The organism is Citrobacter sp. 21OH12SH02A-Citro, assembly GCF_027919895.1.
Lineage (GTDB): Bacteria > Pseudomonadota > Gammaproteobacteria > Enterobacterales > Enterobacteriaceae > Citrobacter > Citrobacter braakii.
On the sequence record NZ_CP114801.1, the window covers coordinates 1103733 to 1128646 of the forward strand.

21 protein-coding genes are annotated in these 24914 nt (G+C 49.0%); 13 read left to right on the forward strand and 8 right to left on the reverse strand.

Features of this window, described 5'->3' with window-relative positions:
• Positions 1–7 precede the first annotated feature (7 nt).
• Together O6D90_RS05370 and O6D90_RS05375 are read right to left on the reverse strand one after the other, a co-directional pair.
• A complete protein-coding gene (locus O6D90_RS05370; RefSeq protein WP_016154128.1) occupies positions 8–442 on the reverse strand; it encodes a tripartite tricarboxylate transporter TctB family protein in 435 nt (144 codons plus the stop codon).
• Positions 443–456: 14 nt separating this feature from the next.
• Complete coding sequence (locus tag O6D90_RS05375; RefSeq protein ID WP_016154127.1) at positions 457–1434, reverse strand: Bug family tripartite tricarboxylate transporter substrate binding protein; 978 nt, start codon at positions 1432–1434, stop codon at positions 457–459.
• A 153-nt stretch (positions 1435–1587) separates the two neighbouring features.
• Here O6D90_RS05375 and tctD point away from each other — a divergent pair, with 153 nt between their 5' ends.
• The gene (tctD, locus tag O6D90_RS05380; RefSeq protein ID WP_016157281.1) at positions 1588–2262 is read left to right on the forward strand and encodes a transcriptional regulator TctD; all 675 of its coding nucleotides are present in this window, start codon (positions 1588–1590) and stop codon (positions 2260–2262) included.
• Positions 2249–3700, forward strand: coding sequence for a HAMP domain-containing histidine kinase (locus tag O6D90_RS05385; RefSeq protein WP_016157280.1), 1452 nt, complete (start codon positions 2249–2251; stop codon positions 3698–3700). Before tctD ends, O6D90_RS05385 begins: the two co-directional genes overlap by 14 nt.
• On the opposite strand, the gene O6D90_RS05390 is transcribed toward O6D90_RS05385, so the two are convergent.
• Genes O6D90_RS05390 through O6D90_RS05405 form a run of 4 tightly spaced genes read right to left on the reverse strand, consistent with a single transcriptional unit; the run spans position 3693 to position 8650 of the window.
• A complete protein-coding gene (locus O6D90_RS05390; RefSeq protein WP_016157279.1) occupies positions 3693–4775 on the reverse strand; it encodes a fimbrial protein in 1083 nt (360 codons plus the stop codon). The two genes, O6D90_RS05385 and O6D90_RS05390, sit on opposite strands and share 8 nt — an antisense overlap.
• A gap of 10 nt (positions 4776–4785) precedes the next feature.
• A complete protein-coding gene (locus O6D90_RS05395; RefSeq protein ID WP_016157278.1) occupies positions 4786–7338 on the reverse strand; it encodes a fimbria/pilus outer membrane usher protein in 2553 nt (850 codons plus the stop codon).
• Positions 7339–7351: 13 nt separating this feature from the next.
• Positions 7352–8023 carry a fimbrial biogenesis chaperone gene (locus O6D90_RS05400; RefSeq protein ID WP_016157277.1) on the reverse strand — a complete coding sequence of 224 codons (672 nt, stop codon included), beginning with the start codon at positions 8021–8023 and terminating at the stop codon, positions 7352–7354.
• Positions 8024–8077: 54 nt separating this feature from the next.
• Positions 8078–8650, reverse strand: a complete 573-nt coding sequence (locus O6D90_RS05405) for a fimbrial protein (RefSeq protein ID WP_016157276.1) — start codon at positions 8648–8650, stop codon at positions 8078–8080.
• Between the two features lie 1049 nt (positions 8651–9699).
• Between O6D90_RS05405 and O6D90_RS05410 the strand changes: the two genes are divergently transcribed.
• The 11 genes from O6D90_RS05410 to O6D90_RS05460 are packed head-to-tail and all read left to right on the forward strand — an operon-like array spanning position 9700 to position 22824.
• Positions 9700–11115 carry an undecaprenyl-phosphate glucose phosphotransferase gene (locus tag O6D90_RS05410; protein ID WP_016157275.1) on the forward strand — a complete coding sequence of 472 codons (1416 nt, stop codon included), beginning with the start codon at positions 9700–9702 and terminating at the stop codon, positions 11113–11115.
• The gene (locus O6D90_RS05415; protein WP_046274862.1) at positions 11105–12391 is read left to right on the forward strand and encodes an outer membrane beta-barrel protein; all 1287 of its coding nucleotides are present in this window, start codon (positions 11105–11107) and stop codon (positions 12389–12391) included. The genes O6D90_RS05410 and O6D90_RS05415 overlap by 11 nt, the downstream gene beginning before the upstream one ends.
• A gap of 1 nt (position 12392) precedes the next feature.
• Complete coding sequence (locus O6D90_RS05420) at positions 12393–12950, forward strand: polysaccharide biosynthesis/export family protein (RefSeq protein WP_016154118.1); 558 nt, start codon at positions 12393–12395, stop codon at positions 12948–12950.
• A gap of 2 nt (positions 12951–12952) precedes the next feature.
• Complete coding sequence (locus O6D90_RS05425; protein WP_016157272.1) at positions 12953–15082, forward strand: GumC family protein; 2130 nt, start codon at positions 12953–12955, stop codon at positions 15080–15082.
• Complete coding sequence (locus tag O6D90_RS05430) at positions 15079–16290, forward strand: lipopolysaccharide biosynthesis protein (RefSeq protein WP_016157271.1); 1212 nt, start codon at positions 15079–15081, stop codon at positions 16288–16290. Before O6D90_RS05425 ends, O6D90_RS05430 begins: the two co-directional genes overlap by 4 nt.
• Complete coding sequence (locus O6D90_RS05435) at positions 16287–17657, forward strand: capsular biosynthesis protein (RefSeq protein WP_271143258.1); 1371 nt, start codon at positions 16287–16289, stop codon at positions 17655–17657. Before O6D90_RS05430 ends, O6D90_RS05435 begins: the two co-directional genes overlap by 4 nt.
• A gap of 4 nt (positions 17658–17661) precedes the next feature.
• Positions 17662–18651 carry a glycosyltransferase gene (locus tag O6D90_RS05440; RefSeq protein WP_016157269.1) on the forward strand — a complete coding sequence of 330 codons (990 nt, stop codon included), beginning with the start codon at positions 17662–17664 and terminating at the stop codon, positions 18649–18651.
• Positions 18652–18665: 14 nt separating this feature from the next.
• A complete protein-coding gene (locus O6D90_RS05445) occupies positions 18666–19877 on the forward strand; it encodes a glycosyltransferase family 4 protein (protein ID WP_016154113.1) in 1212 nt (403 codons plus the stop codon).
• Between the two features lies 1 nt (position 19878).
• Positions 19879–20991: a glycosyltransferase family 4 protein gene (locus tag O6D90_RS05450; protein ID WP_016157268.1), complete on the forward strand. Its 1113-nt coding sequence runs from the start codon at positions 19879–19881 to the stop codon at positions 20989–20991.
• A 2-nt stretch (positions 20992–20993) separates the two neighbouring features.
• A complete protein-coding gene (locus O6D90_RS05455) occupies positions 20994–21401 on the forward strand; it encodes a hypothetical protein (protein ID WP_016154111.1) in 408 nt (135 codons plus the stop codon).
• Positions 21402–21432: 31 nt separating this feature from the next.
• Positions 21433–22824: a DUF4832 domain-containing protein gene (locus O6D90_RS05460; RefSeq protein ID WP_016157267.1), complete on the forward strand. Its 1392-nt coding sequence runs from the start codon at positions 21433–21435 to the stop codon at positions 22822–22824.
• A 46-nt stretch (positions 22825–22870) separates the two neighbouring features.
• Here O6D90_RS05460 and galE read toward each other — a convergent pair whose 3' ends face one another.
• Together galE and O6D90_RS05470 are read right to left on the reverse strand one after the other, a co-directional pair.
• Positions 22871–23887, reverse strand: coding sequence for a UDP-glucose 4-epimerase GalE (gene galE / locus O6D90_RS05465; protein ID WP_016157266.1), 1017 nt, complete (start codon positions 23885–23887; stop codon positions 22871–22873).
• Between the two features lie 67 nt (positions 23888–23954).
• A complete protein-coding gene (locus O6D90_RS05470; protein ID WP_016157265.1) occupies positions 23955–24893 on the reverse strand; it encodes a glucosamine inositolphosphorylceramide transferase family protein in 939 nt (312 codons plus the stop codon).
• Positions 24894–24914 lie beyond the last annotated feature (21 nt).

Here is a 24914-nt window from a genome sequence, read left to right on the forward strand (position 1 = left end):
TTCTCCGTTAACCCAGCCAGGCGCCGAGTGGTAAGGTGACGTCAAGCAGTCGGTCAAAGGCATACCACAGCAGAATGCCGAGTACCGCGCCGGAAATACCCGCAGCCGGAATCGTTGCGCCGAACAGCATGCCAATCACCACGGTGAGAATGGCGGTGGAGATGGGAAAACCGAGCCATTCGAAACCCCAGGCGTACATCAACAGAACAATCACCATCGTCAGCAGCTTTTGCAGCACGTGACGGCGGGGCCAACTGATGGTGTCGGGATGGCGCAACAGCAGCGCCACGGCGCATACCAGCATCAGGCTGATAATGCCAAGCGGAAAGGGACGCGGCCCAACCGGCTCATAGCTGTATTCGCTGGTGATTTGCCAGGCCACGAACAGCCCGGCTATGCAGAGCAACAGCCAGATACCTGCAAAAATACGATCGCTCATCATCTTTGCCTCTGCGCTTATTTCGCCAGACCGAAGGCTTTCGCCTGCTCACGGTAATCCGTGACCTGCTTTTTCACGTATTCGTCGAGCTGCTTACCGCTCATGTTGAATTCAAACAGGCCGCGCAGATCGCGCTGCTTTTTAAACTCATCGGTCTGCTGGAGTTTGTTAAAGGCATCAACCCACCACTGATACTCGGCGTCGCTGACTTTTGGTCCAACGTAGAAACCACGAATGATGGGCCACACGAGGTCATAACCCTGCTCTTTGGCGGTTGGCACGTTAGCTAACTGGCCTGGCAGACGTTGATCAGAGAACACGGCGAGCACGCGGATTTTGTCGCCGCTAAGATAAGGCACCATCTCGCTGAGATCGCCGGAAACCACCTGGACGTGATTCCCCATCAGCGCGGTGACCGGTTCGCCGCCGCCCTCAAAGGCCACATAGCGCATCTTGTGTGGATCGACGTTGGCTTTTTGCGCCAGCAGCGCCGACTTCATCCAGTCCTGACTACCGATAGAGGCGCCTGCGCCAATGACCACGCTGTTAGGATCTTTCTCCATAGCCGTCAGCAGATCTTTCAGCGTTTTCCATGGTGAGTCCTGGCGTACGGCAATCATGCCGTAGTCAGTGCCCACACTTGCCAGCCAGCGGACATCATCAACGCCGTAGCGACCAAACTTCCCTTGTGACAGGTTCAGCAGCGAGCCGCCGGAGAATGCCACTACGGTACCCGCTTCAGCCGGACGTTGCGCGACGATCGCGTTATAGGCCACGGCGCCAACGCCGCCGGGCATGTAGGTTACGCGCATCGGTTTTTCGATAGCGCCGGTTTCCATCATGCTCACTTGAATCAACTTACAGGTGAGATCGAAACCACCGCCAGGTTTAGCAGGGGCGATACATTCTGTGCGCGATGGCGCTTGTTCCGCCAGAACAGAGGTACTCATCAGTAAAATGCTTGCAGTAAGGGTACGAAGTAACTGTTTTTTCATTGTTTATCCTCACGCCGGAAAACCGGATTTTCGGGTACGGAAGAAGATTTTTGTGATTATGTGAGCCGATGTGTAGCAGTTCGGTTGCATGATTGTTAAAACATTAACCTTTCAATTCCCTTTCAATGCGGCAGAAACTTTACAGGATGTGATATGCGTCTCTTATTAGCGGAAGATAACCGTGAGTTAGCTCACTGGCTGGAGAAAGCGCTGGTGCAAAACGGTTTTGCCGTCGACTGCGTTTTTGATGGCCTGGCGGCCGACCATCTTTTACATAGCGAAACGTACGCGCTGGCGGTGCTGGATATCAATATGCCGGGACTGGATGGTCTTGACGTCGTTCAGCGCCTGCGCAAACGCGGGCAGACGCTTCCTGTTCTGCTGCTGACGGCGCGCAGCGCGGTGGCCGATCGGGTGAAAGGATTGAACGTCGGGGCCGATGATTATCTGGCAAAACCGTTTGAAATCGAGGAGCTGGATGCGCGGCTGAGGGCTTTGCTACGCCGCAGCGCGGGGCAGGTGCAGGGCATACAGCAACTGGGGGAACTGGCGTTTCACGATGAGGGCTATTTTCTGTTGCAGGGGCAGCCGCTGGCGCTCACGCCGCGCGAACAGGCATTGCTGACGGTGCTGATGTACCGTCGATTGCGACCGGTTTCGCGTCAGCAGTTGTTTGAACAGGTCTTCAGTCTAAACGATGAGGTCAGCCCCGAAAGCATTGAATTGTACATCCATCGTCTGCGTAAAAAGCTACAGGGAAGCGATGTGCGCATCGCCACGCTACGCGGGCTGGGCTATGTGCTGGAGCGTAGCGATGAAGTGGGTTAAACCCCAATCGTTGTACCTGCAACTGCTGATGTTTCTGGGTTTGCCGCTCATGTTGTTGTGGGGGCTGTCGGCATTTAACAGCTATGTCAGCGCGCTACAGGCGGCGACGCAGGCGTATGACCGGACGCTGCTCTCGTCTGCCAGAACCGTCTCCGAGCGACTGGTGGTGCACAACAAACAGCTGGAAGTGAATGTGCCGTGGGTGGTGCTGGACAGCTTTGAGCTGAATATGAACGACAGGTTGTATTACAAGGTGGTCGATCCGGCGGGGAAGGTTATCTCAGGTTATGACGATTTACCTGCGATGCCGCCTGCGACATCGCGTACGCGGCTTTATCCGGCGCTGGCGTGGTTTTATCACACTGAATATCGCGGGGAGGCAATTCGCGTGGCGCGTCTGCTGCAGCCCGTCAACGAGGGCGGTATTATCGGCATGGCCGAGATTTATGTCGCCGAAACGCTGCAATCGCGACGTTACCTGGCGCGACAGCTGCTGTTTTCCTCGTGGGTTTCGCAAGGGCTGCTGGTGCTGCTCACGCTGGTGCTGGTCGGCTGGCTGCTGCGTCGGGTGTTACGCCCGATGCGCCAGCTGTCATCGCTGATGGTGCGTCGCGAGCCTGGGCTGCTGACGCCGCTGCCAGAGCTGCTGCCGTGGTCGGAAACCCGTCTGTTGATTGTGGCATTCAACCGTTATCTGGACCGACTTCGCGGCCTGATCTCTCGCCAGGAGCGCTTCAGCGCGGATGCTTCTCATCAGCTTAAAACGCCGCTGGCGGTGCTAAAAACTCAGGCGGCGGTGGCCCTCGCCAGCCAGCAGCCGCAGCAATGGTATGAGAGTCTGCAAGCCATGAGCTCCACGCTGGACAACACCATTCAACTGACGGAAAGGCTGTTACAGCTGTCGGCTGTGAAGCGCAAAGAGCAAGGAGAAAGGCACTTCTCGCCGGTTAATTTGTATGAGGTGGTGCAAAGCAGTTGTTTCACGCGACTGGCGCAGGCGCGCAGTAAAGGGATCGATCTGGGCTATGAAGGGGAACAGGATGCGGTGTGGATTGAGGGCGATGAAGTCCTGCTTGGCGAACTGTGCGGGAATCTGCTGGATAACGCACTAAAATACACGCCGCCGCATGGTGTGGTAACCGCCCGTCTGCTGCGAAAAGGAGAGGCGGTGGTGCTGGTGGTTGAAGATAGCGGGCCGGGTATCGATGAGCAGATGGTGCACCAGGCGCTGCTACCGTTTCATCGCCTTGATAACGTCGGTAATGTCCCTGGCGCCGGGATAGGCCTGGCGCTGGTCAACGACATTGCTCGTCTGCACCGCACGCACCCTCAGCTATCACGGAGTGAAACATTAGGCGGGTTAAGCGTACGACTGCGGTTTTTATGCCTGGTGCGAGACGCGCAGGACGATCAGCATCGTCCTGCGCCTGTTATTTAAAGGTCACCGTTGCATTGACAGGGATACTAAATGTGCCGGGTTGGGGAGGATTCTTCAGCCAGAACAGGGTTGCCATGAACTCTTTGCGTCGGCTGTCGCTCTGGTTGGTAAACGCGCTGCTGGCAAAATCGATACGGTTGCCGCTGATAATGTCCCCGGAGCCGGGGTGTGCAGCATCCTGGAGCGTAACGCCGATATCTGGCGTCCCCTGACCGGTAAAAACTGCGCCGCTGTTGCTTGTGGTGCCGGTAAAGGTTACCGCGTAGTTGATGCCGCGACATTCATGCTTCCCGGCGGCTTCTGCGGCAATAACGGCAAACTGTTTACTGTGGCTGTTATCTTTTCCCACTTTTGCTTCGGTAATGCTGATCCTGCCAAACTCGATGGTATCCGTTCCTTTGTCAGAGCTGATAGAGACGATCGGTTCGCAGTTGATATAACTGATGTTATTCAGGCCATTAAGCGCGGGGCCAAAGTTTTTTGCCGGATTGCTGGTGGAGCAATGCGAACCGCAGGCGTTAATGCTGCCAATACCGTCGACGACAAAAACTTTGTTGATGGTGCGACCGGCCAGCGCAGGCAAAGGATCCGGGAGTTTTCCGGTAGCGACCAGACTGAGGTTAAAGGTGAAAGAAAATGTTTGTGGGCGCGCCTGGCAGTCACTGGTATGGCTGTGGTTATTACTCCTGCAGTAGTTGTCTGAACCTGCTCGGGGCAACGTTGCCTGATATTGGGTGGTGACGGCCTGGGCGCTTTGATCGTAGGGGCGACCATCAATGCTCACCACCAGTTTCATATTGGTTCCCTGCAGAAAATGCGCAAACTCATGATCAGGGTCGATGTAGATTCTGGCGGCTTCGCCGTGGGGCATATAGTCTGTGTCGCGGCAAGTGACGCTAACGGTTTGTGGATTGGACACCCAAACGGTGTCCCCAGCGGTGGTACTGTGGCTGATTTTAATGGGATCAACGTGTACGGAGACGCTGTTTGCTGTACAGGTAACCGCATAGCTTGCACTACTGAATATCGGCAAACAAAGCAGCACCACGAGTTTAACTATTTTTAACGGATTCATTGATTGCACCTTACGAGCCGACGCACTGGGCGGTAATTTGTGTATATCCGATTTTCTTCACCGGCTGGTTATGGTTATCCGGCATTTGAATAAAGCAGTGTTCATTTGCGTGGGAGCCCCAGCGCACTTCCAGGCGAGAATTGTCCTCCACGCCGCTGGCATACAGTGCGCCATGCATACCGACCAGACCGTGGCTACGACCTTTGGTATCTCGTACGTTCGCGCCGACCGGGGGGGCAATATTGCCGGGCATGACGGCATTGACCAGATAGTTGCGGCCGCTGAAGGTTTCAAACACCACTTTGCCGATGGCTTTCTCTGTTGGAACAATTTTTTTCTGTGTCTGCGGAATATCCAGCCCGGCACCAATATCAGCGGTATTCAGACTCACCACGTTGTAATGCCATGCGTCTGCGGCGGTAAGGACCGCATAGCCGTTACCGTCAATTGCCACGCCATTTTGTTGCTGGATATGGACACCGTCGGCATTTTTGGCTTCGACCAACACCATGGTATCGCCAGGAGAGTGCATGAGCGTCACGCCGCCTGCGTGCAGCATTGCCCCGCCGCTGATGCCCATATTCATATTCTGGTAGTTGCGTCCTGCGCTGTAGCCCCCCTGAACATTCATCTTGTCACCTTGCCAGGCGGCGTTAACCCCGGCAGAGGAATCCTGTCGATCGGTGGTACTGCCCTGAACGCCCCAGCTCAGACGATCGTCAAATGCTGTATTGCTGTAGCTGGTGGAGTAGCTGTCGCCATTCTGCTGGCTATGCATGATGTTGGTGGAGACAAAGCCGCGGCTATCCATGAAATCGAATGGAATGGAAAGCGTCAGGTTGATACTGCGGTCCTGGTAGTCGTACTGGTTACGGGTATCCTGTACATAAACGCTCCAGTTGATTTTCCCCAGTGTATCGTTGTAACCCAGCTGTATCGTGCGGTCGTGACTCCCGTTGTGCCAGTAGTTTTGCTGGCTGGCGCTGACGTAAAGAGAGGCGTTATCCCACAAACGCTGGTTAACAGAGACCTCAAAACGTTGGCGGCGATTATTGTAGTTAGTGGTGTAGTAATGCTTTTTGTTGTGCTCTTCGCCAGGAAAACGCAGCTGTTGATTCGGGTCGTCATAGGCGATGTCGTAATAGCCCGAGGACCAACTGTTATGCTCGTTAATGGTGTCGCTAAAGCTGTAATAACCGGAGGTATTGTAGCGGTAGCCTACCAGACGGAAATCCGTACCGTACTGGTTCAGCGATTTGGAGTATAAGAAACGATAACTTTGTCCTGTGGACGCATCTCCACTGGCGAGCTGCGCTCTGGCGGTAGTGATATCGAAAGAGATCGCGCCGAACTGGTGCAGATCCTGAGCGATCCCGGTGGCAATCGCATTATAGCTTTCTGCGGTCAGGAAACCACCGTACAACGTGGAGCCAAAGCTGAGACCATAACTCAATGTGCCTTGAACAAAGCGGGGCCGCCAGCCGCCGCTGTAACCGTCGCGGTATTCCCCTGCCGTAAACTGAAAGCGGTTGTTACCTGCACGCAGCATGTTCGGGACCGCTGAATAAGGCACAGTGAAATTACGCCGACTGCCATCGGCTTCAATAACGCTGACGTTCAGGTCGCCGCTTTGGTTGCTGGGGTTGATATCGTCAATGTCAAACGCGCCTGGCGCGACGTTTTTACTGTAAATCAGATAGCCATTTTGACGGATTTCGATTGTGGCATTGCTATTGGCGACGCCGCGAACGACTGGCGCAAAATCGCGTTGGCTATCAGGCAACATGTTTTCATCGCTGGTGAGCTGTGCCCCGGTAAACTGGATGCTGTCAAATACATCGTCGTCCGTATAGGTTTGCCCGAAGCGCAAGCGGCTACGCAGCGCAATAATATTACGTTCCACCCACGTGGAAACCGCCTGCCATTGACGGCCTGAACCGCTGGCATAGCTGAAAGTAGACTGGTTACGAAAATGCCATCCCGCCAGGTTTATACCGTTGGCAAAACTGGCAAAAACAGAGTCATGATCCTGGCCCTGTTCAATCAGGTGCGTCGTATTGGCGTTGTAGCCGACAAAAGCGGCATTAATCCCATCGTCATAGGCCGATTCAGGCACGGCGTCATGCGCAGTCGAAAGCAGAAAAGCTTCTGGTACTGAAATATCAATGCGCTGGTAGTTTGCATCTGCCGTCAGGCGACTGTTTGCGATCAGCGCCGTGAGCTCCACGCAGGTATCGGCGTTACCTTCGGGGATTTTAATCCCGTATTTGCGCAGATCGTCCGCGCTCAGGCAAGGTTGCGGCTTGCCTTGTGGTTTACGTCTTTTAAAGTCAACATTGCGCGTTTCGACGAAGCTATGGTCAAGATATATATCGTATTCAAACGTGCCTTCGCTAAGTCCGTCATTACGGGCTATTTGCACTACGGAGGTAATATTTTGCGTACCATGTACAAAACGGGTATTAAACTGCGGCGTGCTGCTGGCGTATGCAGGTATGCACACGGCCAGCGTTGACAGCGTAAAGAGGGTGTACCGTTGCGGGTGCTTATTTTTTTTCATCATGTGCAACCCCAACTTAATTGCAAGATACCGGGACGTTATTAACCGCGTTAGTGCCGCCGTAATCATCTACCCAGCTAAAACCGATATGGCTGACTTTTTGCTGTGACAACGCAAACGTGCGTTCGCCATGCGGATTAACCATGTCGGCATCGATGTTTTGGCCGTTAATATGTAATTGCGTCAGGGAGATATGTAATGGCGTCGCATTGACTGCCCGCAGAGTATGACCGTGGCACTGCCACTGTAATTTCTCAACGGCTTCAGGTAGCGTCATATTCAGCCCAACAGGGCGATAAAATAGTTTGATGCGAATACGCTGCGCCAGCTGTAAGGTATTTTCTTCATTCTCGATGGTGGGGATTTCCTGCACATTAATCCACACTACAGATTCAACATCCTCAGGAAAGCCGTTGCCCTGATAAATAGCTCGCAACACGGCTGATTTATGGCCGTCAAGTTTCAGGATCGGAGGCGTAATTAACATTGGCAGATTGGCTGGCGTCTCATCCGGATTACCATTATCCAGCCACGTCTGTACCATATATGGCTTGTCTGTATTATTATTGACGTCAAACATCGCCGCTTTATCGTTCTCATTATAAATAACGCGTGTTTGACCCAAATTAATTGCGCTGTGAGCGGTGCTAACCACACACAGCAACAGGTAAAAGAATATTTTATTCATCAGGTGCACTTTCCAGGTTCAGGGAAGAGTGCCATCCATAGCAATCAACGTCCGTTATTTATAAATGACGGTGTAATTCATATCCGCAGTGATCGTGCCAGCCGCAGGCAGCGTTGCGCCAATTTGCTGATATTTGGCGACCAGATCGATTTGTGCATCGCCATTTTGATCTGCTTTTAAGCTCACCTCATTACTACCGGAAGCGAAATCGAGGGCATGACCCGCTTGATCCACTTCGATGCCAACATCGGTGGCAGAAGCCGAGCCACGTTTCGCTTCCAGAAGTGCTGTGTTACTGCCAGGGGTTTTACCAGTAAAGACCACCACATAGCCGCTTCCTCCAGTTGACCCACTACAGCCGCTAAATTGCAACGTAAACGGAGTATCACCGGTGCTAGAGCCCGCGCCGCTAAATAGCTGGTTGGTAACTTGTGGCAATGCCACTGTTTTACCTGGCTGGTTTGCTGTGCTCACCACGCAGGTACTGGCAACAATTTCACCGGTGAAATGGACCGTCGCGGTGGCTTTAGAACCTGTTGCGGCAGTGGTAACGTAATTCGCTGCTGCGCCAGCATTAGCGGCAAACAAAGCGACCAGTACACTGCTGGTAAGTGCAGTTTTCATCATCATAACTCCGTTAAATTTATTATTTACCCAGAAAAGTACTTGTCAGAGGCACAGATTCAGCTGGAGTTCATCAACGTCAAAAAATGATGTAGGACTTCATTTGAAAGAAATGATTAACGTGCGTAAATTGCTCAACAAGTAATCCGGCGCGGATATTATTTATTTGCGAAAAATAAGTAAACAAAATTTTTTGGCATGATTGAATGGCTTTGGAAGGTGTTTTTATATATATCTTAACAAAAGTGTATACATTGTTATCAATAATTCGTTGGGGCGATTTACGCTGCTTTTAACAAAATTTTAATGCTGTCATTTATTCTCTTCTCTTTATTTTAAATCGATGTATTGGTAAGCGCTGAAAATTCTGATGTTAAAGGTGTGTTCATGCAGAATGTTGACATTAGTAATATGTAACACGCATTTTCTCAATGATTGGCTATAGTTTTAATTTAAGCCATGCTTGCCACTTCTACTCATCGGAGTTGCTACAATTATTTAAACTAAATTTTTTTTACTATTCGTTTTTTTTTGAATTTTGAGCGTGAAAATGAAAGCAATCGCATACTCCTCGTAAAGTACCTTATTTATAATAAGGTTGCTAATCATTGCTTTGTAAATGTGTTACTAAGTTATTTTTATGGTGGGTATTATAAATAGACTTATTGATTTCTTCTTGTCGCTCTCCAGGACTCTCATCACTGACCGTAGCGCAACGAGGTTTGGGCAAAGTATTGCTTTTTGTAAGGTTAACCCGTTGTCAGGCGCTCATCATGTGATTCTACCCGCTGGTAGCTTATGAATTGTGATCTGTCAATGACGTTTATGTTGCAATTAATCATGTTTTTTAAGGATGAAATTAAAAAATATTACCAATAAATAATCATCTAAATCATTGGGTTGCATTTGTATGGTGCGAAACCCATCACATTGTATTACATTGTTTTTTACATTTACTGACAGTGTGCCATTGCGTTTTTAAGACTTGTGATATAATTAGCAACATAAATGAGAAAAAAACAATTAAAGATCAATAAATAATGGGCTGAGATATGCTTAAAAAATCGCTAAAGATTAGCAGCCAGGGATATCCAGTCTTTTTAAAGCTGGTCGATTTCATTGTAATCAATGCGACGTTAATTTTTAGCGCCCATCTGTTAGGTCTGGCGCCATTTAACACCATTGCCATTCTGAGTATTCTCTTCTCAGTCTTTTTCTTACTGTTTGCTGAATACATTAAAATGTATCAACAAAAGATTAAGACGATCGGTTTACGTAATCAAAAACGGTTGGTTTTTTGTACGCTACTGGCGATTTTTCTGAACGAACTGGTCAGCATGACGGTGGCTGAACCCGAGTCTCTCGGCTACTTAGACAAACTGCCTTCCCCCTTTTATTCAGCGATTATTTACTGGTACTTCATCCCATTACCTTTTCTTTATTACATTCGCTATTTCATTTTTAAATATTCAACGAAAAAGAGTATGCGCGTGGCGATTATTGGTCTGACCGACAATGGCCTGGCGGCAGAAAACGCGTTAATGGATGAATACGCTAATATCACATTAGATCTGGCTTTTTATGATGAGCGCGCCTTATCCCGCTGTGGCGATATCGTCGATAAGGTTAAAAGCCCCTTTCGTGGGCCGGTGATCAATCTGGTTGAGGAAGCCCGGCAAGGAAATATAGACGAAATCTACATCGCTTTACCGATGGTAGCTTTACAACGCATTCGTCATTTTTTGGCGATGATGTCAGACACCACCGTAGATACGTATATTGTTCCTGACTTCCACACCTACAGTAACAACATGTCCAAGCTGCGCTCCATTCACAACCTGCAAACTATTGGCATTTTTAGTTCGCCGTTTGAAGGGGCGGGTTCGTTTATCAAGCGGGCGGAAGATTTGGTGCTTGGCAGCATCATTATGGTGATGATTTCTTCGCTGATGTTGGCCATTGCCATTGGAATCAAACTCACTTCCCGCGGGCCAGTCTTTTTCAAACAAGACCGGTATGGTCTTAGCGGGCAAAAAATTAAGGTCTGGAAGTTTCGCTCGATGCGCGTTATGGAGAACGCCGATACGGTTATTCAGGCCACTAAAAACGATCCGCGGGTAACCAAATTCGGTAGTTTCTTACGCCGCACCTCACTGGATGAACTACCGCAATTTATCAATGTATTGCAGGGAAGTATGTCGATTGTCGGTCCCAGACCTCATGCGGTTACGCATAATGAGCAGTACCGTAAACAGGTCGAAAATTACATGATCCGCCATAAAGTTAAGCCTGGGATCACCGGGCTTGCGCAGATCAACGGTTTCCGCGGGGAAATCGATGCGCTTTATAAGATGGAAAAAAGGGTTCAGTACGATATTGAGTACATTCAAAACTGGTCTTTATGGTTGGATATAAAAATTATTATTAAAACTATTTTTAAAGGATTTATCGGTAAGAATGCATACTAAATTACTCGTGATTACCGGAATCGTGATATCGCAGCCCGTATGGGCTGATTTAACACCGAAATCACACATTGGCTTTGCGGGGATCGACTTCCAGGGCAAGGTCGCTGTGGACTATGGTTATAATGATAACGTGTCTTATCAGCCACATAGCAGAGATGCTATCGGTTCCTCGTTTCAGAGCGCAGCGCCCGTTTTGAGTATGATCGGAGAGCGCGGTCAGGATAAGTATTTACTGATGTACTCCGGTGATTATCGTAACTACTCAAGCGATTCCGCTGATAACTATAACGATCATTTTTTCCGTTTTAACGGTGCCTGGCGCTATGGGCTCAAGCACGGCTTAACACTCAATCTGGAGGATACGCTTGGGCACGAATCCCGCGGTCGAGGGATCACTGAGGGGTTTCTACCGGGTCAATTCGAGCAGTATGGGATTAAATCTCCGCTGACGACGAATTTTATTAACAGTGAATTGCGCTATAGCTATGGCGCGCCGGATGGGCGCGGGAAAGCGGAACTGGCGTTGTTATACAAAAAACTGACGTTCGGCAATACGTCTGACGCCCAGGAGAGTAGTGAAGATTTCTACAATTACATTCAGGAACAGGAATGGCACGAAAATAGCCTGGTGGCAGAAATTTTTGACCAATACACATCCAGAACGCGTTTTCGCTATAGCTTTATTACTAACCAGCGTCACTATGATAACAACTCAGAAAAAGACACTAATGAGTATTATTTACTGTATGGCCTGAAGTCGCAGTTGACGGGAAAAACCAATGTCGACATGAATATTTCATGGTTGTACAAGACATTTGAAAACAACGCAAACTCGCATGATTTTAATGGTCTAAACTGGGATATAAAAGGGGAGTGGAAGCCGTTACAACAGTCTGTTTTCACGGTGCATTCAGCGCAAAGCATTAAAGACCCATCGGAAGTTGGGGGATATATTTTAGTCACCCAGTATGGTCTTTCTTACCAGCACTTCTGGTTAGGCAACCGTTTCTCTACCTTGCTGGATTACTCATACACTTCAGAAGACTATAAAAAACAGAATAAAGATCGGCATGATAAAGATGGGGTATTTAGCGTAACCATGAGCTATGACTACACACCGTCGGTCAATTTTGAGATTAAATATCAAATAGATACGTTGAATTCGAATAAGGATACTGATTCGTTTTATATCGGTCCCAACGACAATCAGGAAGTCATCAGAACGTTGGGTTATGATAATTCTATGATTATGCTTAAAGCTAAGGTTCAGATCTAAAATGAAAATAATAGAACTGTGCGCGGTTTTGCTATTCAGTATCCTGATGGTCGGATGCACAACGTCCAGCCCGAGGTTAATGGACGATCCTGCTACTGTTCAGCAGGATTACCGACTTGGGGCAGGGGATACTGTCAATATCGCTGTTCATGGTCAACCCGATATGACGATGCGGTTTATTTTGGATAAGAGTGGGGAGATTAATTTCCCGTTTGTTGGTGCTCTTATATTAAAAGATAAAACTGTTGAGCAAGTGACTAACGAATTAACTCAACGCCTGACTGGAGATTATTTTACTACTCCGATGGTGACGGTGAGTATTGCCGAGTTCCGTAAATACTATGTTTCTGGCGAGGTGAAAAGTCCGAATGGATTCGCTTATGAGCCAGGGCTTACCGTCGAGAAATCTATTGCGCAGGCGGGGGGATTTACAGATCGTGCTGACCGTCAAGATATCAACATTCGCCTGTCAGGTAGCAATCAGCTGCTTGAGAATGTTGATTTAACGCACTCTGTTCATCCTGGGGATGTCGTGATTATTGGCATGGGGTTCTTCTGACGATGAAACTATCAATAGTGGAAAACGGCAAAAAACGAGAAAGCACTGTTGAATTCTCCCGCTTTGCCAAAGCGCTGAAAAAGAACGCCTGGAAAATCGCGCTGGCCGGTATCGTTGCCGGGGTCGTGGCTTATCCGTTAATCAGCATGATGTCCTCAAAGTATGTATCAACGGCGACGGTGCTGATTAAGGCGCAGGCCGATAACGTTTCTCCGTTCCCACAGGTTGATGGTTTCGATTCAACGCGCAGTGGTTACTACGAAACGCAATATGCGTTGATGCATTCACGAATTGTGCTCGAGCAAGCCGTTCGCGATATGAAGCTGGATGAAAACCCGGCATTTACCGGGGAAAAAGCCGATGCTCAGGGCGCTGATAGCAATGAAAGTCGGCAACTGAGAATGGAGCTGGCGCTGAAAACGTTGTCGAAAAACCTGAATGTCATCGGTATTCGGACAACGAACCTCGCCTCTATTACCTATGAATCGACTTCGCCCCAGGTTGCGGCTGATATCGCCAACGGCGTCGCGCAGGCTTTCATCAACTATACGCTGGAGCAAAAGCGTCAGAAAGTAGAGAAAGCCCGCGAACTGAATTATGAAAAAATGGAAGAGATTCAGAAGTCGATAGCGAAGCAAAAAGAAGAGATGGAAAGCTATCTGAAAAATGCCGGGCTGTTGACCTTTCGCGGTATCGATGGTTTTGAAACCGAGCAGTTAAGTATCGTGACCAATCGTCTGGCCGATGCGACCCAACGTCGTGTTGCCGCTGAATCCGTTTATAACGAAGTGAATGGCGCAGGGAAGTCCGCCGAAAGCGTTATCTCGCTGCCTTCGGTCTCTAACCACGCTCAGATTCAGGATCTGCGCATTGCGCTGATTCAGGCGCAGCGTACGTTGTCTGAACTGCGCAAAGTTTATGGGCCAAAAAACCCCGCCATTTTAAAAGCAGAGGCCGATGTTCAGTCGATCCAAAGCCAAACCGGACGGGTGTTGGGTGAGCTGAAAGTCGGCTTACGTCAGCAATATCTGGCGGCGCTGGCGGATGAAAAGAACTATCAGCAACAGGTGGAACAGCAGAAAGAGATCTTCCAGAAAATGGCGTCAAAACGGGATGCCTGGAACGGCCAAAAACTGTCGTTAGATAAAATGGAAGACCTGTATAAATCGCTCTATCAGCGTACTCAGGAGCTGTCGCTGTCCGGCGTGAATGCCGATGCGGTGTTATACGATCCCGCTGTTCCCGCACTAAAACCGGCGAAGCCGAATAAATCACTGCTGTTGGTGATGGTGGTCATGCTGGTGGTCGTGTTCAGCATCATGTATTTCATTGTCAAAGCGGCGATGGATAACTCAATCGCCAGCCTGAGTCGCATGAAAAAGCGCCTCAACGTTACCCCGTTGGGCGAAATCCGTCGTTTTAGTGGAACCTCAGGGCGTGCGCAAGTGCGGGACATGATCCTGAAGAACCCGCTGAATGCCGATATTGTGCACGGTATCCGTACCCGGATTATGCTGGATAATCGTCCATTACAGACGCTCGCCGTGGCATCGACGGAACACGGTGATGGGCGTTCTTTGTTGGCGAATCTGTTAGCGAACTCCTTTAGTTTTGACCAGAAAACGCTGCTTATTGATGCAGATTTCTTTAATACGGGCGGGCTTTCTTCTGAACTGGCATCAGCCACATCCGCAGGCCTGGCTGAGCTGCTGCGCGGAGAGACTCAGCTGGAACATGCGCGGATCACGCTCAGTGATAATCTCGACTTTATTCCGCACGGCAAGAGCACCATCTCTTCTTTACTGATGTTGTCGTCGGAGCACGTTGAACCCTTAATGCGCGAACTGAAATCGCATTATCAGCGCATCATTATTGATGTGGCTGCTGTGAATCAGAGCCAGGATGTTCAACTGATCAAACGTGCCGTCGATGGGGTTGTTTTCATAGTGAAAGCCGGGGTGGAGTCGGCGGGACACATCGCCAGCGCGCTGGATAAGATTGAGGAAAATAACGGCGTGGTGATTGGCGCGGTGCTCAATGCGGTTGAAGAAAAAGATCTTGAAACCCAGGAGGGTCTGCGTTCACTTAACTTCAGTACCGATCAACTGATGACGACGCCAGGCCGGGTATGAGTCTACTGAAGAGCGCTTCCACGATAGCCGGTTCATCAGTCATCTCGCAGTTGATTGGTGCGCTGTCTATCTGGTTGATTTCACACAAGTACGATATGGCTGAGGTGGGGCTTTACGCGCTCAATTACAGCATCGCCGTGGTGGGCGCGCAGGTGTGTACCTTTGCATCGCAGCTTTTAATTCCAAAACAGCACGACGACGAACTGGTACAGAACGTCGTATTTTGCCTGATCCAAAGCACGATCATTGCCTTACCGTACGCCGTACTGACAGCGTGGCTGTTTCACCAGAACATCCTGTTCCTCTATTTGCTGACGCTGGCGACGGCGTGGGTTTTAATCTCGGAAAACCTGTCGCTGCGCACGGCCAATTTTCGTTTTCTGATTTTCCAGCGCATCTCTGTCTCTGTGGTGGTATTACTTTCGGTTCTGGTTACGCATCAGGTGCAACTGTTTTATTGGTCATGGGCCTGCGCGACGATGGTGCTGACCATAAGCTGTATTTTGCATTCGTTTGATATTCGTTCCGTGGCGGCCAGACATTTGCGACCTGCCAGTAACTGGCATTTTTTCAAACAAAATATCCATCACATTACCAAAGTCGGTAGTGCGGAAGTGCTGGCGATGGCCAGCAGCAATTTGCCGATTATGTTGATTAACTTTTGGTTCTCGGCGCTGACGGCAGGTTATTTTTCCGTGGTTAGCCGCTTTTGCCTGGCGCCGGTGGTGATCATCGGCAACGCAGTGCGCAATACTATTTTTTCCAAGTGGTCTATCGACTTCAGAAATAATACCTTTAATTTTCATGAATATACCAGGGTACGGATGCTACTGTTGGTTCTGGGGGTTATCTGTACTCTCGGGGTGTTTATTTTCTATCCAATAGTGATGCGTCTGGGCTTTAGCGAAGACTGGATTAACTCCATTGAGACGTCGCGCTACATGTTGCCCTATTTATTCCCGGCGCTGGCGATAAGCCCTCTGACGGTGATTGAGCTTATTTTTGGTTCCCACCGCTATTTTCTGCGTATCCAACTGGAACAGCTGGCGATTGTGTTATTCGCATTTGTCGTCATTCCCTATTTTCATAAAGATTATGCTACGTCGGTTATCCTGTTTTCTTCACTGACATTTATTCGCTACGCCTTCATTTATCTGAAAATGAATAAGCGAGCCAATCTTCTGAAAGACAAGCCGGTGATACTATGACGCTGAATACCGGATACTATTTACAGGTTTTTAGCTTTGTCACGCTGATCCTGTGTGGCCTGGTGCAATACTTTACCGGCATGCAGTCGGTGCTGTGGATCCCCTTTTTCCTGACCCTGTTGATGGTGGGATTATTGGTGATGCAGACGCGTGATGGCTCGCTGCAGCTGGATGCGCAGGAGACGATTGTCCTGTCGTTGTATTTTTCGTTCCTGATACTGGCCGGAACATCGACGCTGATTCAGGGCGGGATCACCGTCGCGATTGTGGCATTTAAAAATGAAATCGCATTGTCACTGGTGATGATCTGTTTGCTGCTGGGATTTTGCCGGGAGTCGCAGATTTACCGTGCAACGCGCTATCTGTACTGGGTGTTTTACGCGCAAATCCCGGTAATGATTTATCAGGTTTTACTGGTCGTTCCCCAACGCGTTGCGGTGCGTGGCGAAGATGAGAAATGGGACTCTGTGGTTGGCACGTTTGGCGGTGACCCCATGGGGGGCGGTAACACTGCTGCGATTGGCCTGTTTTGCCTGTTGATTATGTTGTTAAAAGTCTCTGAGTATAAGCACGGGTTGACCACGTTCAAGTCCATGGCGTTGCACATTGTTCTTGGGATCGGGCTATGTATTATTGGTGAAGTGAAGTTCGTTATTCTGCTGTCACCTCTGTTCCTCGCGTGGGTGTGGATCTCACCGAGCTACGTCAAAGACGTCAGTAAGGTTAATCTGAAAACGCTGTTGGTTATTGTGGCGGGCATGCTGCTGCTTATTAGCCTGTCGATAGTGATCCTCGCGTACTATTATTCTTCCGCGTTTGGCGGCGATCCGTCGAAAAGCTCGTTAAGCATTTTCATCGACTCCTTAAGCTATATCTTTGACCCGAACTACATCATGTCTACCGGGGAGTTAGGGCGCTTTACGACGTTCCTGTTCTGGTTGAAAAATAACGATCTGTGGGGGCTTTCAGGAACGTTATTTGGTTACGGGCTCAACGCCACAAACAGCGGGAGTACGGTGTCGCCGGGCTTTTTGAATATCATTTATAACTTAATTCTCGACTCGACTTCCCTGAGTATGCTGCTGTGGGAAGTCGGGGTGATCGGCACGTTACTTTTTATTAGCTTATTCATTTATATCCTGAAAGTTTGTCAGCCAAAGCCATTACTGACGCTTGAACAACTGGACCAGCAGGATCTTCAGTTGCTGAGCTTTGCACCGGCGTTTAACGCTTTTGCTATCAGTTGCTTAATTAGCTTACCTTACAGCCAGATACTGATGATTACACCGATGTTACAATTCCTGTTCTATTTATCACTAGGATCAAGTTTAGTGATTCGTCGAACCGTCCTTCGCTGTGTAGGGTAATTGTATGGACCAAAAACCGTTTATTTCAGTGAGTATTAAAACACTCAATGAATCTGAATGTATTGAGAAAACGATAGACAGTATCCGCAGGCAGCTTGTTGATTATCCACATAAAATTATAGTGGCAGATAGCCTGTCAACGGATAACACCCAACAGCTTGCGATCGATAAAGGGGTGACCGTGGTCTCTTTAACTGACCCTGGCGATCGTTGCTGCGGCGTCGGGCATCAGTTAGGTTATCTGTATAGTGAAGGGGAATATCTGTTGCTGATGGACGGCGACATGGAGCTGGAAGCGGGCTTTGTGGATCAGGCTGTCGCTTTTTTGCAGGCTGAGCCAGAATATGCAGGTGTCGCGGGAACCGTTGAAATGGACGATGCCGTTAACTATGAATTTAAATCGCGTAAGCAGCGTATTAGTAAAATCTATCCGCTTGGAGATAGCGACCATTTAGGCGGTGGTGGGTTATATCGCCGCTCTGCGATTGAGAAAATTGGTTATCTCACCAACCGTAATTTGCACGCTTATGAAGAAGCTGAACTTGGCCTGCGTTTGCTCGATGCGGGTTATAAACTACGCCGTCTGAATATTCCGTATTTTATCCATACTTCGCATACCATGCCGACCTTTCAGATGCTGAAGCACCGCTGGAAAAGTGGATACTATCAGGCACCGGGCGAGCTTTTACGTTGTGCGTGGGGAAAACCTTATTTCGGCAAAGCGTTAAAAATGGTTAAGAACGAGGCGATTTTTTCTGTGTATCTGATTGCCTTGTTTATTGCGGCGGTGACCTTCAATCTCGAACTTTTCGATATTGCATTTCTACCCTTGCTTGCCTTTATTATCTTGAAAACCGTGCAGAATCGATCGTTATTGAACGGATTGCAGAGCGTAATGAACCTGGCCGTGCTTTCTGCGGGACTTGTTAAAGGGTTGACTAAACCAGTACGCGATCCGTTGACTCCGCCTGACAGTAAAATCATTCATGAATAACTAAGGCTGGCGCAATGAAAGTTTTATTAGTGAATAAGTTTTTTTTCATTAAAGGCGGCGCGGAAACCGTTTATTTTCAAGAGCGCGAGATGCTGAAACAGGCCGGAGTGCAGGTTATTGATTTCTCGATGCAGCATGAGAACAATTTCCCTTCGGACTATGCGGATTATTTCGTCAGCAATGTGGACTACCACCAGGAGAGCAATCTGCTGGGCGGGCTCAAAACGGCGGTTAACTTTATTCATAATTCGCAGGCCTGCAAAAAGATGCTGGCGCTACTACAAAAAGAGCGTCCGGATATCGTCCACTTCCATAACATTTACCATCAGTTAACGCCGGCGTTGATTAAAGTGGCCCGCAATTTTGGCTGCAAAACGGTGCTGACCGCGCATGACTATAAGATCGTCTGTCCTGCCTATTCCATGCTGCGCGACGGTAAAGTGTGTGATTCCTGTATTACCGGGACGGTTTTCAATGCTTTCAGGTATCGATGCCAGGAAGGCTCTGCTTCAAAAAGCCTCCTGCTCTCTTTAGAGGCGACCTGGCAGTATATTGCGCAAAATTACCAGGCGCTGGATGTGATCGTTTCGCCGAGCGTCTTTTTACGCGGCGTATTGTTGCGTAAGCTGCCGAATTCGCGCATTGATGTCATCGTCAATGGCGTTGATGACAGCCGTCCTCTGGGTGAGGTAAGCGATGCGGGCTATATGCTGTACTTCGGTCGCCTGAGCCGTGAAAAGGGCGTGGCAACGTTATTGGCGGCGCATGAGAAAATGCAGAACAAAGCGCCGCTGAAAATTGTGGGTCATGGTCCCCTGCACGACGAATTAGTCGCCCAATACCCGGACGTTGAGTTTTTAGGTTATGTGCAACAAGGGGAAGCTCTCGATAACCTTATTAAGCATGCGCGGGCAGTGATCCTTCCTTCAGAATGCTATGAAAACTGTTCTATGGCGATATTAGAGGCGATGTCCTTAGGCAAGCCGGTGATCGGGTCGCGCATCGGTGGCATCCCGGAACAAATTCGTGACGGAATCGAAGGGATTTTATTCGAACCTGGCAATGCGCAGGAGTTAGCAAATGCGCTGGATGCACTGGCCGACTCGCCAGAGAAGGCGCGGGTCATGGGCTTACAGGGTCGTGCGCGATTGAGTGAAAAATATGCGCTGAGTAAACATATGGATACTCTACTGGCGCTCTATAAAGAACTGCTGAGCAGGCCATAGTATGAGTAAAAAAATAACGGTTTTTGGTACGCGTGGTATTCCTGATGTATTGGGCGGGGTGGAGACACACTGTCAGAATCTATATCCTGCCATTAAGCAGCAGTTGGACGTTGATATTTGCGTGATTGCACGCTCGCCGTATGTAAATTACAAACGATCGTTATATAAGAAAGTTGAAACCTACGCGCTGTGGGCACCCAAAAAGCGCTCGCTGGAAGCGATTGTCCATTCCGTTTTAGCGGCATTTAGGACAAGTATCGACCATTCAGATATTGTGCATGTCCATGCTATCGGGCCTGGGCTTGTGATCCCATTATTACGTATGTTAGGGAAAAAGGTGGTGTTCACCCACCATGGACCTGATTACGATCGTCAAAAATGGGGATTCGTTGCTAAAAAAATATTGCTGCTGGGTGAGCGTTGGGCTGTGAGATATGCCAACGAAGTGATTGTGATTTCTGAGGTTATTAATCAACTGATCCAGAAAAAACACGCTCGCTATGATGCGCATTTAATTCACAATGGCGTCAACGAGCCGCGGTCGTTATCTGCGCTGACCATCGACAATACGCTCTCCCGCTTTGGGCTGCAGCCGAAAAACTACCTCGTGGTGGTTGGGCGATTTGTGGAAGAAAAAGGGATGCATGATGCCATCGCCGCCTATCAGCGCAGCGGTTTAACTATGCCGTTAGTGTTAATTGGCGATGCGGATCATCCGACCGAATACAGCATTCGCCTCAAAAAGCTTGCCGCGGACACCCCTGGCGTTGTGATGACGGGGTTCTTGCGTGGTGATGAGCTTCAGGCGGTGTTTTCCCAGGCCCAGCTGTTTGTGATGCCTTCATACCATGAAGGATTGCCCATTGCGCTGCTGGAAGCAATGTCATTTTCTCTTCCTGCCGTCGTCAGTGATATTCCGGCTAACCTCGAAGTTCAACTGCCGTCCGAGGCCTATTTTAAGGTGGGGGATGTGACCAGCCTGGCCGAAAAACTAACCGAGTGGGCGGCAACCAATAGCGTGGACTATCGTGTATATTTGCAAAACTATAACTGGCATGAAATCGCCAAAAAGACGATTAACGTCTATCACTCAATTGATAAAGATATAGGTTAATTTTGACCAGTCCTCAAAATCGTCCTCCCGTCATCGAACGATTTTATGCTCACCTTGACGAGCCGATTGCGCAAGGGTTGACTCCTGAACAAAAAGAAGGGGTGGAAAAAGCGATCCTGGCCTCGACTCTGACTTCGCGGCATCAGATCGATATTCGCCGAAGCTTTCCCTTTTTCAGTAAACGCTATTATCTGGTTTTTTTGTTTGGCAGAGATTTGCGTCGGCAGCATCGTCAGGAATCGACCCTGTCGAGAATATTGCTCACTTTCTTGCTGCTGATTGCCGTGTTGTTCGTTACCTGCTGCGTATTGCTGACGCTGTATATGATCAAATCAGCATTAGGTATTGATGTGTTCCAAAATTTTCATGTGGGTATATGGGACTGGTGGTTAAGTCTGAAAAACCGCTAGCGTAAACAAACCTGTGGAGGGCGTCACTGCGATGAAGTGTAAATGGGTTTCTGCGCTGTTGTTGATGTCCTTTCCGTTGGCGGTTATGTCCGCATTAACGACCGTAACCCCCAAAGCATTAACGGGCCCGCTAACCAATCCGGGGATTGGCGTGGCAAGTTTCCATCAGGGGTACGGTGAAACGCTGGGTCTGGCGGATTATCCCAATACCGGATTTGAATACGAGCGATTTTACTGGCGAGAGCTGGAGCCTGTTGAAGGTCAGTATAATTTTGCGCTGGTGGATGATGCCTTCAAATACGCGGCAGCGCATCGTCCCGCGACGAATGTCGGGCTGCGCTTTATGGTGCTTGCCGATCCGGGGGATGGCACCAAAATTCCCGATTGGCTGATTAAAAAAGGCGTGAAAGGCAGCTGGACGCCCGATAATAAAACATTTATTCCGGATTTAAGCGACCCGCTGTTTATTGAGTACAGCCAGCGTCTGCTGAACGCATTCGGAAAACGCTACGACGGTAATGCGAATCTCGCTTTTGTGGATATCGGCATGGTGGGGGCCTGGGGTGAATGGCATAACAGCAATTTCCCTGATCTGAAACCACTGTTGGAGCAGTACACCACCGCGCAGTTAGACCGCTACGTCGCAATGCACTTTTCTGCCTTCCCTTCGACGCCGAAAATAATGTTGATGAGCGGTGGGCAAAGCCTGGCGAATGCGGTGGCTCGAGGGGCTGGATGGCGGGCGGATTGCTGGGGTGACCTGCGCGTATTTTCGGACTCCTGGAGCCATATGGCCGATGATTACCCGCAGCGATTACTGGCAGCACAGCAGAGCTATTCGGGGTTTAACGATGCCTGGAAACGTGCGCCGGTCAGTCTGGAAATCTGTTCATATATGCAGGACTGGAAGAACACCTTCCACTATACGCGTGCCGAAGTGCAGGGCATTTTTGACTGGGCGGTCAAGCAGCACGCCAGCACGATCAACCTGAAATCGAGAGCGATACCCAGCGATTATCGACCGATTGTTGATGATGCGCTGACCAAACTGGGCTATCGGTTTCGCTTAGCGTCTCTGAGCCATGAGTCCGTGTGGGACGGCGGTCAAACGCTAAGGTTGAACAGTACCTGGTATAACGAAGGTATCGCACCGATTTATCTGCCCTACACGCTGGCATTTCGTGTGGTGGATAGCGCCAATAAGGTGGTGGCGCAGGGGAATACGGCGGATGATATACGACGTTGGCTCCCGGGCGTTTATCAGGTTAGCTACGCATTGCCCATGCCGGGCCGACTGGCGAAAGGGCAATACGCCATTGAGGTTTCGATGCTGGATAAATCCGGGGTGGCAAGAATTAACTTTGCCAACGAAGGAAAGCAGAGCAGCGGCTGGTATCGCGTATCAACGATAACGGCACACTAGCCCGTCACGGCAACGAGCCTGAGGCTCAGGCTCGTTGCCGGGTACATCAGATGTTATAACCATTCGGGTTGTTTTTTTGCCAGTTCCAGGTGTCACGCATCATTTCATCAAGGTTGTAGATGGCCTTCCAGCCCAACTCTTTGTATGCCAGTGACGGGTCAGACCAACATTCGGCAATGTCGCCGGGCCTTCTGTCGACAAACTGATAGCTTATTTTTTTCTGCGCCGCTTTTTCAAACGCCTCAATCAGATTAATCACAGAATAACCGACCCCGGTACCGAGATTAATCACCTTGTAGGCAGCGCCTTTGTTCTGGCTATCCAGCGCGGCTAAATGGCCGGTCGCCAAATCCATGACGTGGATATAATCACGAACGCCGGTGCCGTCGGGGGTTGGATAGTCATTACCGTACACCGACACGGTTTTCAGCTTACCAATCGCAACCTGGGAGATGTACGGCACCAGGTTATTGGGGATACCGTTGGGATCCTCACCAATTCGACCCGATGGATGGGCGCCTACCGGGTTGAAATAGCGCAGGCAGGTAATGCGGAAATCGGGCTGCGCACGGGAGAAATCGGCCAGAATCTGTTCGACCATTAATTTAGAGGTACCGTACGGATTGGTGGTACCCCCCGTACGCGATTGCTCGCTCAGCGGCACGCTTTCCGGATTACCGTATACCGTAGCTGATGAGCTAAAAATGAATCGATTAACGCCTGCGGCCAGCATCTCATCCAGTAAAACCAGCGTTCCAGTGACGTTGTTTTCGTAGTAAGCAAGGGGTTCTTTTATCGACTCGGAAACCGATTTGAGGCCCGCAAAATGAATGACATCAGTGATGTTATGGTTGGCGAAAATGTTTTTTAATGCCTGCCTGTCGAGAACATCAGCGATATAGACAACGGGTTCCCTTCCTGTGAGTTCCGCGACCCTGTCCAGCGAGATTCGGCTGGCGTTTGCCAGATTATCGATGACAACGACATCATCGCCTCTTTCCAGTAGCGTTAAAACAGTATGTGAACCAATATAACCTGCACCACCAGTGACAAGAATAGCCATACAGACTCCAGAAAAATGCTAAAAACCCGAGCGATTTTCCACCAATACCACCCAAGGATCCAGTGGATCAGTTATTTTGCCGGGAAAGATATACGTTTCTATATTTTATCATACACTTATAGGATATTTTTTTAAAGATTGCCAACAGACTGAACTTATTTATTTTTGTATCATAGGCAATATAGTTACTTGAGAAATTTAGCGTGTGAACGCCGTCACTGTGGTTGATCGACGAATTGATTTGTTCTATCAGATTCTCATCAAAAGTAGCGTCATTCAGTGTGACTAATTCTTTGATGTAGATAGATTTTCCATATGTTTCAGGTGTGCATTCCTGGGTTAAGAAATACATTTTGTTATCGACAAGATAAGGCGCACCCGCTCCCCGATGATGATGATTGCTCACCTTCAATGCAGGAGTAATTCTCTGCCACTGTCCGTAGAGATGCTCGGCCGAATGAATAATTATTTTATTATCCATGGTGGTCGACATAAGATAGCAGGTCTCGTTCATTGAAAGAAAAATGTTATCTGTCACTTCGGTGTCAGAGATTAGAACTTTAATTTTCTTCCAGCGCGTAGGAAACTCTACTGACTGAAACAGTATCACTTCTTTTCTTTCTGATGATTCAGGAATCATGAAGAGCTGATCGTTAATATTAATCAGGAAAGGAAATGATAAATGACACATCAGGTCGTCAAAACCTTCAAGTTTCACGTCATCAATTTCAACCAGTTCACGATCAAGAATACGGCATCGGAGCGTGCCTTTCGAGTTGCGAAAGCTAAAAGCTTCATAAAAGACAAACAGTTTATCATCTTTTTCAATAAGAAAAGGATCGGCCTGAAATGTATATTTCTTTTTTAACTGCTGTGCAGCAGATTTACTTAATATATCCAGTGTATTATTTGGGAATAAGTGTGTACCATGATCCTTAATAATCATGATATCCCACGACTCATGATAGAATAACATATTTATTATTCTTTTTATTTTTGCTTGCATTCGTACCCGCTCCTTTTTATC

Bases quoted from the DNA above. Each gene is read 5' to 3' on its own strand.
- O6D90_RS05370 (WP_016154128.1), bottom strand. From the start codon at position 442: ATGATGAGCGATCGTATTTTTGCAGGTATCTGGCTGTTGCTCTGCATA.
- O6D90_RS05375 (WP_016154127.1), bottom strand. From the start codon at position 1,434: ATGAAAAAACAGTTACTTCGTACCCTTACTGCAAGCATTTTACTGATG.
- tctD (WP_016157281.1), top strand. From the start codon at position 1,588: ATGCGTCTCTTATTAGCGGAAGATAACCGTGAGTTAGCTCACTGGCTG.
- O6D90_RS05385 (WP_016157280.1), top strand. From the start codon at position 2,249: ATGAAGTGGGTTAAACCCCAATCGTTGTACCTGCAACTGCTGATGTTT.
- O6D90_RS05390 (WP_016157279.1), bottom strand. From the start codon at position 4,775: ATGAATCCGTTAAAAATAGTTAAACTCGTGGTGCTGCTTTGTTTGCCG.
- O6D90_RS05395 (WP_016157278.1), bottom strand. From the start codon at position 7,338: ATGATGAAAAAAAATAAGCACCCGCAACGGTACACCCTCTTTACGCTG.
- O6D90_RS05400 (WP_016157277.1), bottom strand. From the start codon at position 8,023: ATGAATAAAATATTCTTTTACCTGTTGCTGTGTGTGGTTAGCACCGCT.
- O6D90_RS05405 (WP_016157276.1), bottom strand. From the start codon at position 8,650: ATGATGAAAACTGCACTTACCAGCAGTGTACTGGTCGCTTTGTTTGCC.
- O6D90_RS05410 (WP_016157275.1), top strand. From the start codon at position 9,700: ATGCTTAAAAAATCGCTAAAGATTAGCAGCCAGGGATATCCAGTCTTT.
- O6D90_RS05415 (WP_046274862.1), top strand. From the start codon at position 11,105: ATGCATACTAAATTACTCGTGATTACCGGAATCGTGATATCGCAGCCC.
- O6D90_RS05420 (WP_016154118.1), top strand. From the start codon at position 12,393: ATGAAAATAATAGAACTGTGCGCGGTTTTGCTATTCAGTATCCTGATG.
- O6D90_RS05425 (WP_016157272.1), top strand. From the start codon at position 12,953: ATGAAACTATCAATAGTGGAAAACGGCAAAAAACGAGAAAGCACTGTT.
- O6D90_RS05430 (WP_016157271.1), top strand. From the start codon at position 15,079: ATGAGTCTACTGAAGAGCGCTTCCACGATAGCCGGTTCATCAGTCATC.
- O6D90_RS05435 (WP_271143258.1), top strand. From the start codon at position 16,287: ATGACGCTGAATACCGGATACTATTTACAGGTTTTTAGCTTTGTCACG.
- O6D90_RS05440 (WP_016157269.1), top strand. From the start codon at position 17,662: ATGGACCAAAAACCGTTTATTTCAGTGAGTATTAAAACACTCAATGAA.
- O6D90_RS05445 (WP_016154113.1), top strand. From the start codon at position 18,666: ATGAAAGTTTTATTAGTGAATAAGTTTTTTTTCATTAAAGGCGGCGCG.
- O6D90_RS05450 (WP_016157268.1), top strand. From the start codon at position 19,879: ATGAGTAAAAAAATAACGGTTTTTGGTACGCGTGGTATTCCTGATGTA.
- O6D90_RS05460 (WP_016157267.1), top strand. From the start codon at position 21,433: ATGAAGTGTAAATGGGTTTCTGCGCTGTTGTTGATGTCCTTTCCGTTG.
- galE (WP_016157266.1), bottom strand. From the start codon at position 23,887: ATGGCTATTCTTGTCACTGGTGGTGCAGGTTATATTGGTTCACATACT.
- O6D90_RS05470 (WP_016157265.1), bottom strand. From the start codon at position 24,893: ATGCAAGCAAAAATAAAAAGAATAATAAATATGTTATTCTATCATGAG.